The 14564-nt window shown below is 67.7% G+C and carries 8 protein-coding genes; all 8 read right to left on the bottom strand.

The features are described from left to right. Positions 1 to 165: 165 nt before the first annotated feature. Positions 166 to 3405, bottom strand: a complete 3240-nt coding sequence (locus tag VFW69_RS22095; protein WP_526504604.1) for an arabinosyltransferase domain-containing protein — start codon at positions 3403 to 3405, stop codon at positions 166 to 168. Then, entirely contained in the window at positions 3402 to 6728 is a 3327-nt protein-coding gene (locus tag VFW69_RS22090; protein ID WP_526504602.1) for an arabinosyltransferase domain-containing protein, read from the bottom strand. The genes VFW69_RS22095 and VFW69_RS22090 overlap by 4 nt, the downstream gene beginning before the upstream one ends. A gap of 86 nt (positions 6729 to 6814) precedes the next feature. Next, entirely contained in the window at positions 6815 to 7438 is a 624-nt protein-coding gene (locus VFW69_RS22085; protein WP_526504600.1) for a maleylpyruvate isomerase family mycothiol-dependent enzyme, read from the bottom strand. Continuing rightward, positions 7435 to 7920, bottom strand: coding sequence for an SRPBCC family protein (locus tag VFW69_RS22080; RefSeq protein WP_526504598.1), 486 nt, complete (start codon positions 7918 to 7920; stop codon positions 7435 to 7437). Before VFW69_RS22080 ends, VFW69_RS22085 begins: the two co-directional genes overlap by 4 nt. Then, a complete protein-coding gene (locus VFW69_RS22075; protein ID WP_526504596.1) occupies positions 7917 to 8240 on the bottom strand; it encodes an ArsR/SmtB family transcription factor in 324 nt (107 codons plus the stop codon). The genes VFW69_RS22080 and VFW69_RS22075 overlap by 4 nt, the downstream gene beginning before the upstream one ends. Positions 8241 to 8341: 101 nt before the next feature. Next, positions 8342 to 11617: an arabinosyltransferase domain-containing protein gene (locus VFW69_RS22070; protein ID WP_526504594.1), complete on the bottom strand. Its 3276-nt coding sequence runs from the start codon at positions 11615 to 11617 to the stop codon at positions 8342 to 8344. 6 nt (positions 11618 to 11623) lie between these two features. Further along, on the bottom strand, positions 11624 to 13546 hold the full coding sequence (locus VFW69_RS22065) for an arabinofuranosyltransferase (RefSeq protein ID WP_526504592.1): 1923 nt from the start codon (positions 13544 to 13546) through the stop codon (positions 11624 to 11626). A gap of 2 nt (positions 13547 to 13548) precedes the next feature. Beyond that, positions 13549 to 14331, bottom strand: a complete 783-nt coding sequence (gene dprE2, locus VFW69_RS22060; protein ID WP_526504590.1) for a decaprenylphospho-beta-D-erythro-pentofuranosid-2-ulose 2-reductase — start codon at positions 14329 to 14331, stop codon at positions 13549 to 13551. Positions 14332 to 14564: the final 233 nt, after the last annotated feature.

Raw genomic sequence — 14564 nt, 5'->3', positions numbered from 1 at the left:
CTTTTCCGTCATGTGAAATGGATCACAGCGGAATCAGTATTCACCCACAAATGGCGCTTTTAAACCCGTGACCTGTAATTACTCTGCCGTTAATTCGGCGCACTATTCAACCGATGGATAATGACGTCGCAAAGCCATTTGCAACTGCAGTGCTTCGTTCGCTCGCTACGGCTTGATGCGGATCGGTCCGGGCGACCACCATCCGGTGCGGGTGGCGGTGCCGAGGTCGAGTTGCGCCGGGTGCGCATCGGCGATGGTGTCGAACTTGCGCAGCGATCCCCAGTCGCGGCCCCAATCATGGGACAGATACGTCGACATGACGTGGGCCCGCAGCAACAGGTCGGTGATGCCCAGCAAGCCACCGTTGACGCCGTCCTGCCAGGTATCGGTGTCCTGCTTCTTGGCGTTGTAGTCCGGGGTGATGCGGAACTCCGGGATCTCGGTGACGCCGTTGGCGTGCAGCATCGGCTGCTGGCACGGGAACGCCAGCCCGACCGCCCAGTCCATCAGCACCGGCCGCTTGGAACCGATGTACTCCTGCAACGAGCGCAGCTCGGGCACCCGCGGCGGGGTCAGAGCGATCCAGTCGTCCGGTGTCAGCGACAGGTCCTCGGCGACCACTCGCACGGCGACCGCGTCGGCGGGCATTTGGGAGCGCGCGAAGCGCAGGTTCCGCCACACCTTCGGCTGCTCGCCGTATAGGTCGTACGGCACCAGGCGGCCGGCCGGCTGCACCAAGCCATCTGGGCCGGGCCGACCGAATTCCAGCTCCACGGTCTGCCCGCTGGTGTGGTGGTGCAGGATGCTGTTGCCGGCGATCGTGCCCGCGGCTGTCACCACCACCAGCGGGTGCCCGTCATCGAGCTTCGGCAGCTGGTACCAGGCCGAGGTCAGCCTGCTCTGCTGTTGCGCGCCGGTCGTGTAGCTGCCGGCCAGCGGAACCTGTTGGGGGTTGAGGCCATACGGCAGTGGAACCGTCGACCCGTTGATGCCCGGCGTCGTCAGCTTGAGCGGTGCATCCCAGTCGTAGTCGGTGCCAGGCTGCGGTACCGATGTTTCCTTGACCGATTCGGCCAGGGTGCGATCCGGCACGCCGTTGGGATTGAATCCCGTTGGGTTTACCCCACCCAACGGCCCGAGCGGGCCGTAATTGTCGGGCAGGGGCGCCATGAAGCCGGCATTGCTGTCCGGCTCGACGAGCACGTCATCGGCCAGCCCGCAGCCCCCACTGAACTCGCGCAGGTTGTCCCAGGCATTGGAGTAGGTGGGGTACTGACGAACGATGCCGGCCACCATCGATGCGATGAACACCAGCGCCATGAAGCCGGCCGCGACGGGGATGGGCGCGGCCGTCAGCGCCCGCGCCAACCGTCCTTCGCCGCGGTCCCTGGGGGCGAAGTGCAGGTACACCGCCCACAGCGCGGTAATCGCGAAGAATGCGAAAAATATTGTGCTGATCGAGATTCCGCCGATTTTAGGCATCGCACTGTTGAACGGAACGCCGTAGCTGGAGACGTACCACCAGCCGTTCGTAGTGGCGAAACACAGCGCCAGCACGAAGAACAGCGCCGCCAGGAACGCCATGCGATTGCGCGACCAGCGCAAGATCTCGTGCGACACCAGCACGGTCGTCAGCGCGGCCATCGCCGCTCCCACCGCGGCGAACAGCCCGAAGTGGTGCACCCACTTGGTGGGGGTGAACATCAGGAAGAACATGGTGCCGAAGATGACGCCCATCAGCCGCCAGGCCGGCCCGCGCGCCACACCGGGAATCCGCTTGCGCCGCAACATGATGAAGACGGCGGTGAAGAGACACAGCGCTGCGACCAGGAACCCGAAGCGGCGCGACAGCGACCCGTCGACGGTGGGCAGGATCAGGTAGTAGTAGCGCAGGTTCTCGGTGTACCAGGCCTGGCTGGGGCCGATCGACGTGCGAATCCTGGTGGCTTCCAGCACCGTTGACAGCGTCTGGTCGGCGAACACCACGGTCAGGATGACCGTGCCGGCGGCCAGCATTGGCGCCACCAGCGGCAACGTGCCGACCAGGCGGTGACGGCGGACCAGAATGCGCAGGATCGGGCGGCCACCGGCGACCAGCGCGGCCACCGCGATCAATCCGGTTGGCTGGACGCCGAGGGTGAACGCCGCGGTGATGACCGCCAGCGCCGCGGGGGTGAGCCGGCTGTAGCGCATGGAGCGCTCGATCAACACATAGGTGATCAGTGAGCCGACGGCGATGATCGGCTCGGGGCGCAGACCGTTGTCGAACGGCATCCATGCGGTCAACAGGACCATGCCCGCCGCCCAGTTCGCCGGCTTGCTCGCGGCCACCGCGGGCCCCAGTCGCGGCAGCACTTCTCGCGAGAGCAGCAGCCAGCACACTATTCCGGCGATCAGGTCCGGCAACCGCATCCACAGGCTGGCGTCGGTGACATGGGTCATCAGCGCGAGCAAGTTGTAGTACCAGCCGAAGGGGTCCTCGGGGCTACCGAACCACCGGAAGTAGTTCGACATGTAGCCGGCGCGGTCGGCGACCCGGGCCATGCCCAGGATGTAGCCGTCGTCCGACGAGTTCGCCCCGATCACATGCCACAGGACGAAGCCGGAGATCACCGTGACGTCGGCCAGGGTGAACGTGCGCCAGTTCGCCGGAATGAGCCGGCGCATCCGCCGCCCGTCCAACTGGTCGAGGCGCCACAGTGCGATCAGCGAGACGATGGTGGACACGATCGCCAGCACCATCGCGACCAGTTTCAGCGTCGTCGGTGTGGTGGAGAATCGGGTGTCGATGGTCGCCGACAGCTTCAAATCCGCCGGGGCCGGCCCGCTGAGGTCGGTGAACACCCCCACGATCTGCGGCCGCAGGTTCGGGTCGGGGAAGCCGCCGCTGATCGGTTTGCCCGCTGGATCATTCAGGCCGACAAAGGTGGCGAAGGCGCCCGCCTTAGTCGAGGTGATCTCAATGCTGGAACAGCCGGGGGCACCTGCGGCTCCTGCCACCTGGTCCCGCGCCGCGCTGGCAATCACCACGTTGCGGTCGGTGACGTCGACGCGCTTGCCGTTGACGACCACGAACAACGCGTTGAGCGCGGCGTCCTTGCCCTTCTTCGGCGCCGTACTGAGCACGACCCCGCCCTCCGGTGGCAGCGCGCGCACCACCGAGCACGGCACGGTCACGTGCACGTCGACCGGTGTCAGCGAAATCAGCGGCGCGGTAACGCTGTTCAACTGCCCGCTCTGCGGCCAATTCAGCGTGGCGGTGGTCTGCACGACCGGCAGCAGCGGCGTCGCGACCGAGAAGATGAAACCGATCAGCCCGGCGATCGTCGCGACCCAGCGTGTCACGCGCACGTCTTGACGGGGGGCCGCCTTGTCTTCGCGGTTGTCAACGGTCGTGACGCTCATGGGAGTGCTCGAATCGGTCCCTGTCGGCTCCAGCCGTGCACTGTCATCACACCCTGTTCGATTACGGCGTCCGGCGCCTGATCAGCCGGCACCAACCGGAAGTACTGCTCCACGGATCCCCAGTCGCGATGCCAGTCGCCACGCAGATACGTCGCGATCGTCGAGGTGCGCAGCATCGTCTGCAGGAACAGGAACGGCCCGCCGGCCTCGCTGGCCTGCCACCCATTCGACGACGACGCCGTTTGTTTGTGATCGGGCAGGATGCGGTACTGCGGAAGTTCGGCAACGCCAAGGTGTTCGGAGAACGGCCGCTGGCACGGGAAGTTCGCGGCGGTCGCGATGTCCATCAGTACCGGTGTCCGCGAGCCCATCAATTGCTGCATCGTCTGCAATACCGGCACCCGCGGCGGCGTGAACGCGAACCACTGGTCCGAACTCAGGTTCGGGTCGTAGGCGACGATGCGCGCCACGTTGGCCTCGGGTGGCGCCCAGGCCAGCGGGAACCGCAGATTGCGCCACGCCGGCTCCGGCCCGATGTCGATCGGCTGCACCTCCGCGAGCGGCTGGGTGGTGCCGTCGGGGCGGGCGATGCCCCACTGCAATTTCAGCGACTGCCCGTAGGTGAAGGTGCCGTCCTCTTTGTAGGACCAGATGGCACCGGACGCCGACACCACGACGATCGGGCGGTCGCCGGTGCGCGGCGGTAGCTGATACCAGGCCGAGGTGGCGGTGGCGGCCAGCGAGTTTTCGCCGTAGCTGCCCATCACCGGGGTGCGGGCTGGGTCGAGGCCGAAAGGCAGCGCGACGTGCGAGCCGTTGACTCCGACGGGGCCTTTCCCGCCGGCCGTGCCCGCGGAGTCACTCATGGCCGCGTTGGGCTTGTTCGGTGACGCGTCGGAATTCACCACGCCCGGTTTGGTGACCACCGGGTACGACCTCAGGTCGTCGCCGACGCCCTCGGGTTTGAAGCCGACCGGGTTGGTGCCGCCGAGCGGGCCGTCCGGGCCGAAGGTCTGCCCGGGCGCCGGCTGCAGCATGCCCGCATTGGGGTCGGGCTCGGTCAGCACGTCGTCAGCCAAGGCGCAGCTGGCGGGCGAGAGCCCCGAACTGATCGCGGCCAGGTTGGCTTTGCCGGTGGTGTACAGGGGATAGCGGAACACCGCGCCCTTGGTCAGCGAGGCGACTTCGCCGACGACCATGATGGTCGCAACCACCAGCAGTGGGGTCGACGCCAGCACCCGGTTGCGCCGGTTGTCCTTGACCTCGGTGTGCCCGGCGTAGTCCATCCGGAAGTGCTGCCAGGTGGCCAGCAGGCCGGTCGCGATCGACAGCGCCAGGAACATCGACGTCACCGGGTGGCTGGCGATGACCGGCTGGATGTCGTACCAAGGCACCCCGTAGTTGCCGACGTAGAACCAGCCGTTGACGCCGGAGGTCGCCACCGCCAGCACGAACAGCAGCGCCGTCACGTACAGCGTCAGGTTGCGCCGGTTGTGCAGGCCGATGCGGGCCAGGGCGAATGCGGTGACCGCACCCAGCGCACCGGCCAGCCCGGCGAACGCACCGAACTGGATCGCCCACTTCGTCGGCGTGAACGTCAACAACAGCAGGCCTATTGCGGTGGTGCCGATCAACCGCCACGCCGGACCGCTGGCCACACCCGGGATCCGGCCCCGGCGCAGCAGGGTGACCAGCATCCCGAACATGCACAGCAGCAGCACCAGCACGGCGAATCGCCGCGCCATCGATCCGTCGGGGTTGGATTCCACCGTGAGGAAGTAGTAGCGCAGCCAATCCTGGTACCAGGCGATGGTCGGGCCGACCTTGTACTTGATGCGGGCCGACTCGCCGACCGTGGCCAGCGTCTGACTGCGGAACACCACCACGAGGATCAGCGACAGCGAGGCCGCCAGCACCGCCAGCGGCGCCAACAGTCCGTCGGCCGTCCGGCGGCGCCGGATCGTCTGGGCGACGGCCCGCGCCCCGGTCAGCAGCGCGGCGACGGCGATCAGGCCCTGCGGTGCGAGCGTCGCGCTCAGCAACGCCACAATGATGGCCACCGCCGCGGGCGCCAACCGCCGCAACGCGATCGCACGTTCCATCAGCATCCAGGTGACCAGCACGCCGAGGGCGATCAGCGGTTCGGGCCGCAGACCGTTGTTGAACGGCAGCCACGCCGCCACGAACACCGCGCCCGCGGTGAAGACCGCGACCCGGTTGGCCGCGAGGCCGCCGCGGCCCGGCCCGAGCCGGCGCAGCACCCAATGGCTGATGATCAGCCAGCACCCGATTGCCGCCACCGTGGCGGGCAGCCGCATCCAGACGCCTGCCGTGCTCACCGAGGCCATCTTGGACAGCAATCCGAGATACCAGTCGAAGGGTGCGTCCGTGGTGCCGAAGTAGCGGTAGTAGTTGGCGATGTAGCCGGCGCCGGGGGCAACGCGCGCGATGGTCAGGTTGTAGCCGTCGTCCGACGAGGTGGCGCCGATGATGTGCCACAGCAGCAGGGTTGCGATTACCCCGGCGTCGGCGATCCAGGTCGCGATCCCCACCCGCCGCCAGTTGGCCAGGTGCGTGCCGGGGCGGTACCTGGAGAGCCAGGCGATGGGGGAGCGCCAGTTGAGCAGCGTGCTGCCGCCTCGGCTGCGGCGGTCCAGCACCGCGAGCGCGATGATGGCCGTCAGCACCGCCAGGGCGCCCAGGACCATCACGATTTCCTTGACGACGGTGGGCGCGGTGATGAATCGGGTGTCTATGTCGATGCGGGCCGACAGCCCCGGCCCCGCGGGCACCTTCATGTCGGTGAAGACGCCGCCAACCTGGGGTTTCTTTTCGGCCGGCAGCACCCCGGAGGCGCCGGGTATGCCGACGAAATCGGCGCCCGTCGCGCCGGCGTTGGCCCAGACGTGCAGCACGCTGCAGGCCCCGGCGGCGACCGCCGAGCGTGGCGCGACCGTGGCCACGGTGTCCCGGAATGCGACGACGACCACGTCGGTGTTGGCCCGCACGAACAGCCCGTTCTTCCCGGCGTCTATGCCGCCGGGTGGCAGGGTCGAGACCACCAAGCCGCCGGCGGCGGGCAGGGTGGCGATGTCCGGGCAGGGAATGGAGATGTCCAGCGCGCGAGGCGCCCCCGACACCAGGGGAGCGGTGATCTGGCTGACGTGCCCGTCCGTGCTGCCCTGGGGCCACAGGACCGTTGCGGTGGTCTGTTTTACCGGAAGCAGCGGGACGGACAGGCACAGCAGCAGGCCCACGATCCCTGCGATGGCAGCCACCGACCGGGGCATCCGCTGCGATCGCTCTTTACCGTCGTGGGGCACGAGGCTCGATCGTAAGCGACGCGGCTTTGTCCGATGAGGACGCGGGGCCGCGCAGCGCCCCGACACAAGACGTCGGCCACCGAACGCTATCCGCGGACGCGGGCCGCCAGCGTGGCAGCCCCGGGCCCGGTGAGGTCGGCCAGGGCGGCCGGACGCCCGGTCATGGCCAGCAGGAGTGCCTCGCCGGGACCGGTCACCTCAGGCCCGTCGCCGTGCGTCCACTCGACATCGGTGGCGCGCAGGCGCAGGCCCCGGATCCTGCGTCCCGCGCCGAGTCGGGGATTACCGGGCACGCGGGGAAGGATTCGCGCGAGCCGATCGGGCGGCACGTCGCGCGGCCGGCCGAGCGCACGCCGGATGTCCTGGTGATGGATGGTGCCGTCGACGAGTGCGATCATCCCGCCGAAACCTGCTGTCAGTCCCCGTGGTTGGAGGTGGCTGCGTAGGAATTCCAGCAGCTGGTGCGGGGTCAGAGCCACGAATTCGTCGACGCCCACCTGGTTTGCCCGCACGATCCAGCCCTTGGCGAACCGTTTCAGCAGCCCCAGCGCGCCCAGCTCTTCGTAGCTGATCACATGCGCGACAACGTCTTTCACGCTCCAGCGGGTGCAGAGGGTGGGCGCATCCCAGTCTTGCGGTGTCAGGGTGGCAAGGAATTCCGCGAGATCGGCCCGCTCCTCGCGGGCCATCGTCATCACCTCGGAGCTCATCGCGGGTCACCGCCGCTGAACAGATCCGCGTACCCACTTAGGTACAACGGCCAACCCGCATCGCCTTCGACGCCGTCGGCGACGGACTCCCAGCCCGGCCCGTGGCGGTCCAGATGGCGGTGTTGTAATTCGACTCGGGTGCGTTCGTCGGACTCGGCGGTGAAGCGAACCTCGACTTCGCTTGTCTTGGCCGAGTCGGTTTCCACCTGCCACGTCGGGCCGATGTCCCAGCTGAACATCACGCGATGAGGCGGCTCGTAGACCAGGATTCGCGCCCATCGGCACACGCTGCCGTCGACGCCTCGGTCGTAAATATGGCCGCCCACTTGAGGTTCGAACACTGTCTCGGCGATCGGGACCGCCAACAGATTGTGCTCACGCGGCTTGAATGCGCCGAACTGTTCGGTAAAAACGGCGAACGCGCGCTGGATGGGGGCGTTGACGACGACGTGGTGATTGACGTCGGGAATCCGCTGCGTCATGTTGCTCCTTCGTTCATCTCGTCGATGGTCTGCGCGTAGCCGGCCAGCGCCTGTGTCCAGAACCGGTCGAGATCGGCGCGTAATGCCTGCAGACCGGTGGGGTCGAGCTGATAGACCCGACGGGTTCCCGCGGCGTGGTCGCGCACCAGGCCGGCGGATTTGAGCACCTTGAGATGTTGAGACACCGCCGGCCTGCTGACCGGCAGATCGCGGGCCAACTCGCCGACCGCCGACGGACCGTGGGCCAGGCGCTCCACGATGGCCCGCCGCGTCCGGTCCGCCAGCGCCAGCCAGACGTCACCCGTTTGGTAAGTGACCACGAACCGTAAGTCTATACTTACCAACAATGAACCTCAAGGGTTGCGGGTCAACCCATGCACGCCTGACGCGCCCGCCGGCCTTCCGTGATGTGTTGTGCGCCCTAATGTCTCAGCGGGGCCGGGCCCCACAGGCCGCTGCGCGTCGCCGTCCCCAGCAACAGGTGGGCGGGTTCGGCGTCGGGGTAGTAGGGCGTCAGCCGTTGCAGCGAGCCCCAATCGCGAGACCAGTCGTCCTTGAGATAGGTGGCCATGGTGGTCGCCTTGGCCAACAGCTCGGTCACGCCCAACGGGCCCCCGCCGTTGTTGTCCATCACCGGTGAGTTGGCCTCGGCGCCGAATCGGTCCGGCAGGATGCGCCATCTCGGGGCCTCGTCCACGCCGTTCTGATGACCGAACGGTCGCTGGCAGGGGAACGCCAGCCCGACGAGCCAGTCCAAAAACACCGGGTCGGTGGAGCCCACCACGTCCTGCAGCGTGCGCAGCTGCGGAATCCTCGGCGCGGTAAGCGCGATCCAGTGCTGCGGGGCCAGGTCTTCGTCGTCAGCGACCAACCGAATCTGGGTGGCGGTACTGGGAATTGCGGACATCGCCAACCGCAAGTTGCGCCAGGCCGGCGACGCGCCCACGTCCGCGAATTGGAGCGAACCGCCGGGGTGTCCGCCGGCCGCTTGCTCGTCGGTGGCCCACTGCACCTGGACCTCGCGGGGATCGAAGCGACCGGCCGCGCTCACCACCAGCAGCGGTCCCGCCTTCTCGCGGGCGGGCAGTCGGTACCAGCTGGACCGCAGGTGCGCGGGCACCTGGATGCCGGAACGCCAGCTGCCCAGCACCGGTGTGCGCGCGGGGTCGAGGTTGAACGGCAGCTGGGCAGACGAGCCGTTGATCCCCGGTGCCGGGGTGGTGCCGCCCTCGGTGCCGGCCTGGTTGCTGCCCGTCTTCTCCTCGTCGTTGACGAAGCTGCGGTCGCCCGGGCGTTCCATCACCGGGTCCGCGCGCACGTCGGCGGGAATCCCGTTGGGCGTGAAGGCTTCCGACAAGCCGGCGCTGAGGGCGTCGGCCACCGACGCACTCACCGGCGTGAGCATCCCGGCGTTGGGGTCTTGTTCTACCAGGACGTCTTCGGCCAGTCCGCATGACTTGCCGGTCACAGCCTGCAGGTTGGAGCGACCGACCGACCACGCCGGATACTGGCCGGTCATCGCCAGGGTCAGCGATGCGACCTCGAACACCACCAGCACCCAGGTCGCAATTGCCAAGGGGGACTGGACGATTCCAGCTGCCCGTGTGCCCAGGCGGGTCTTGGGTGGCCCGTTGTTCGGGTCGACGAAGTGGAACCACGCCGCCAGCAACAGCACCACCACGGTCAACCCGAGCAGCGCGGTGGCGAAGGCGTAATGCCAGGCCGGGAACTCATTCGACCACGGCACGCCGAAATTCGATACGTACCACCAGCCGTTGACGCTGGCGAACGACAACGCCACCAGGAACAGCACCACGGCGGCGTACACGGTGCGGTTGCGCCGAGATCGCATCGCCACGGAGGTCACCGCGACCGCGGCCAGCGCGCCCAGCGGCCCGGCCAGTCCGGCGAACACCCCGAAGTGGTGGGTCCATTTGGTGGGGGTGAACATCATCGCCACGAAGGAGATGATGGTGATCCCGACGATGCGCCGGCTCGGCCCGGTGGCCGTGCCCGGAATCCGGCCCTTGCGCAACGACATTGCCACCGTGATCCCGAGCGCGAGAATCAGCGCCAGCACGGCGAAGCGGCGGGCGACCGACCCGTCGGGGCTGGCCATGAACAGCCGCTCGTAGCGCATGTGTTCGTCGAACCAGCTGAGGCTGGGCCCGACGGCGCGCTTGAGCATGCTGGCCTGGATCTCACCGGTCAGCGTTTGGTCGCGGAAGATCAGGATGGCGGTGACGGTGACCGCGGCCAGCAGGGGAGCGATCAGCGGCAGCGCGCCGAACCGTTTGGAGCGGCGGTGCAGGATGGTCCGCAGCGGCCCGATCGCGACCAGCAGCGCGCCGATCGAGGCGATGCCCGTCGGCCCGGAGAACAGGGTCAGCGCACCGATGATGCAGGCGATCGCCACCGGCAGCAGCCGGCTGGTGGCCACCGCGCGTTCCACCGAGCACCAGGTCAGCAGGATGCCCAGGGCGATGATCGGCTCCGGGCGCAGGCCGTTGTCCAGCGGCAGCCAGACGGCCAGGAACATGCCGGCCGCAGTCCAGGCCGCGGCCCGATTCTGTTTGACGGCATGGCCTAGCCGGGGCATGACTTCACGGCTGATCACCCACCAGCACGTCAGCGCCATCGCCAGGGTAGGCAACCGCATCCATACGCTGGTGGCGCTCACGTGGGCCCACAGCGCCAGCAGGTCGTAATACCAGCCGAACGGGGCCTCGGGCGTGCCGAGCCACCGGTAGTAGTTGGCCATGTAGCCGGCGTGCTCGGATACTCGGGCCATGGTCAGGATGTAGCCGTCGTCGGAGGTGTTGGCGCCGACGAAATGCCACCACACCAGCACGCCGATGACCAGGGCGTCCAGACCGCCGATCGACCACCAACGGGCGGGCAGGAAGCGGCGGTGCCGCGTTCCGTCGGCGGTGTCGAGGATGTGCAGGGCGATCAGGGCGACGGCCGTGAGCACCAGGCCGAGGATCATCGCGGCCATCTTCAGCGGGGTGGGGCTGCTGCTGTAGCGGGTGTCGATGGTCGCCGAGAAGTTCAGGCCGGACGGCGCCGGTCCGCTCAGATCGGTGAAGACGCCGACGATCTGGGGCCGGAAGTCGTAGCCGCTTTTCTCGCCGCGCAGCGGCGAGCCGGGATGCTCGGCGCTGGGTCCCTGGGTCAGCCCGACGAACTCGGCGGTGACCCGGTCGGCGTGCGCGGTGAAGGTCAACCGCTGGCAGGCCGGACTGAGCACCTGGCTCAGCGGCGCGGTCACCACCGGGACGTTGCGCACCACCAGCACCAGGTCGTTGTTGGCGCGCACGATCAACAGTCCCCGGTCGACGGCCTTCGGCGCCTGCTTGGGCACCGTCGACAACAACACCGTCTTGCCGGCGCTGCCGCTGCCGGCCAGTCCGGCGGCGGCCCCGCACGGGACGGTGATGGTCAAATCGGTGGCGACGTAGCCGATCAGCGGTGCGTCGACGCTGCCGAAGGTGCCGTTCTGTGGCCAGTTCAGTTGCGCGGTGGTCTGGTCGACCGGAAGCAGCGGGGTGGCGATCGCCAGCAGCACTCCGAGCAGCCCGGCGACGGAAGCAACCAGCCGGGCGATCCGGTGATTCGCTTCCCTGTCGTTCACGGAGCTAGATGCTAGTTCTTCAGGGGTACGGGGCCCCGTTTGAGGCGCAGCGTCGGTACTCATCAGCCGTTACGCCCCCGGCCTGCGGATGGCCAGCACAAATGGGCCGACGCTTTGCACGACGAAACGCGGGTTGTCGAACAGGGCTCCGCGCAACTCGACGGTGTAGCGCCGCACGTTGGGCTGGTTGGGGTAGACGTCCTCGGCCAGGCGCAGCGTGTAGTTGCCTCCTGCGCCGCGGCGCATCAGGAAAACCGTCGGCGCCGGCCACGGGCAGGTGTCCAGGGCATGGATCAACTCGTCGGCGGTCTTGAGATTGGACCACTTGTTGATCTGCGTGGCGCGCAGGTCGAACTGTGCGAGTGGGTTGGCGTAGTGCGAGGTGAGCCCCTGAAATCCCCAGTAGGGGTAGAAGGACAGGAAGCTGTAGTCGGCCGTCATCACGACGGTCTGATCGCGGGGCTTGCCGGTCACCTGCGTGATGGCGTGATCGATTGTGGCGTAGAACTTCTCGGCGCTGGGCGGCCGGCGGTCCCCGCGCTGCCCGTGACCGTCGGTGTCGGTATAGGCGATGGTGAGGTCGGGCCGCAGCACGTCGGGGATGTCCTGGCTGAACGCGATCGCGGCGGCCAGGCCGATGGCGCCGGCCACCGGGGCTATGGCGCGGCCCCAGCTGCGGTCGCGGCCCGCGGCGGCGAGCGCCTGCGCGAGTTCGAGGAAGCCGAATGTCCCGGCGGCGACCAGCAACACGCTCAGGGTCGGCTGCAGCCGGAACGACAACAGGGTGGTGCGCGCCAGCGTGGTGAGCATCGACAGCAGCGACCACAGATAGATCGCCAGCACGCCGATGGCCAGGGCGCCCGCCCGCACCGACGAGCGCGCCCGCAGCACCAGCCACAGGGTGCCGATCATGCAGACGACGCCCAGCAGCGTGAACTGCAGCATCGGGAACGTCAACTCGGCGCCGTCGGCCGGCAGGTAGTGCATGGCGCTGCCGGAGTTGCTGATCGGGCTGTGCACCGCTCGCACGACGAACGGCAACCAGGTCGTGCATGCGATGGCGACGGCGATGCCGCCGATAACGGCCACGCGCCGCAGTGGATCGAGCGCGGCCTTGACGCCCCCACTTTGGCGGTTCCGCTTCCAGCGCACGCCGGCCAGCCACAGGGCCATCAATCCCACGGTGAACGCGCTGAACCCGAACAGCAGCGTGTACCAGGTGGCCGTCCAGCCGAGAAATAACCCGCCGGCGATCACCGCGCCCCAGCCCGCACGACCAGGCGCGTCCGGCCGGTCACCGGCACGCAGACCCGACCAGGTCAGCACCAGCATCGGCGGCAACAACACGGTGATCATCGCCGAGTAGGGCTCGGGCGAGCCGTAGGCCAGCGTCACCGCCGCGGTCGCGGTGGTGACGATCAGCGCGTATTCGAACCGGACCATTCGCCACCACAGGACCAGCGCGACCGCTACGGCGATGGTGATCGAGGTGATGGCCCAGGGCTTGAAGATCTCCCACGAGGGTGTCCCGCCGAGCGCCGCGGCGCGCCCGCCGATCCAGAACCAGCCCGGCGGGTAATACGGCGGCAGGCCGAGATAGGTCATGTCACGCAGGGCGGGGCTGTCGGCCAGGCGGGTCACGTATTCGGTGCGGAACTGCTGGTCGACCGAGATGCCGAACAGGTACAGCTTGGTCGCCCCCAGCGGCATGCCCAGCGTCACGACGGTGAACGCGGAGACGAAGACCAGGCCGGCCAGTTGGGTCAGCAGCCGGCCGCGGGGACGGGCGCAGCGCCGCCACACAAAGCCGACGGCCACCAGACCGGCCAGGCAGCCGACCTGCCCGACGGTGGTCAGGGCGTGCAGTTGATTGGACGACGGAAAGGCCGGCCACTGCACCCGGGCGATGGCTATCAGCGATACCGCCGCGACGGCAACCGCGACCAGCACCGCCAAAGCCATCTGGCCGAAGGTGGCCAGCGCGTTACGCATTATCAGATGGGAAGCTTGCGGAAGATGGGACGCGGGACGTGTCGCAACACCATCATCACATAACGGAATGCTGCTGGTGCCCAAACCAATTCCTTACCTTTGGCGGCCGCGGTCACCGCGAGGTTGGCGACATATTCCTTGTCGACGGTCAGTGGTGCTTCTTTGCTGCCGGTCGCTTTCCAGTGCGCGATGGTCGTTGACGTGCGAACCTGGGCGGGCCGGATCAGTAGGACGCGAACTCCGAACTCGCGCAGCGCTTCTCCGAGTCCGAGATAGAAGCCGTCGAGGCCAGCCTTGGTCGATCCGTACACGAAGTTCGAGCGTCGTATCCGCTCACCGGCCACCGAGCTCATGGCGATGATTTGCCCGAAGCCCTGGGCGCGCATCTTCTCGCCGAGCAGCACACCCACCGAAACTGCTGCGGTGTAGTTGATCTCGGCAATCTGAACTGCCTTGCGCTGGTGCTGCCATAATTCCTCGGCGTCGCCGAGCAGTCCGAATGCCACGATCGCCACGTCGACATCACCCCCGGCGAAGGCCCGGTCGATCACTGCAGGATGGGTGTCACTTTTGGTGCCCTCGAAATTGATCCACTCGACGGACTTGGCGCCGGCCGCTGTCATCGCGGCGATGGCGTCAGCCTTGCGGGGATGATCGGGCAGGTCCGCCAAGACGATCCGCGCGCGCGCGTTCTGTAGGTAGCGTTCGCAGATGGCCAAGCCGATCTCGGAGGTACCTCCGAGCAGCAGGATGGTCTGCGGATTTCCTACGGCGTCGAGCACCATTTAGAGCACTCCGATGCAACGGACGGCTTTCGAGTGAATCTCTGCTGACGCCCGAGACGTCAAGAAAGCTGTCAGTGCTAGTTTGTATCGTTCTGGCATGACGGAGCCCCAATTTCGTCGTAGTCCTGGTGGGATAGCGCCGGAGTGTCTGCGCGCCTCGCGGCACCCAGCGTATTCAAGTCGGACTCTGGGTGACCGCGCGAGCGGCCGAGCGCCAACGTGGATCGAGCACT

The sequence above is a fragment of the Mycobacterium sp. genome, from assembly GCF_036273375.1.
Lineage (GTDB): Bacteria > Actinomycetota > Actinomycetes > Mycobacteriales > Mycobacteriaceae > Mycobacterium.
Note: the sequence above shows the minus strand (reverse complement) of the source record. Positions and strands in the feature narration are given on the sequence as shown.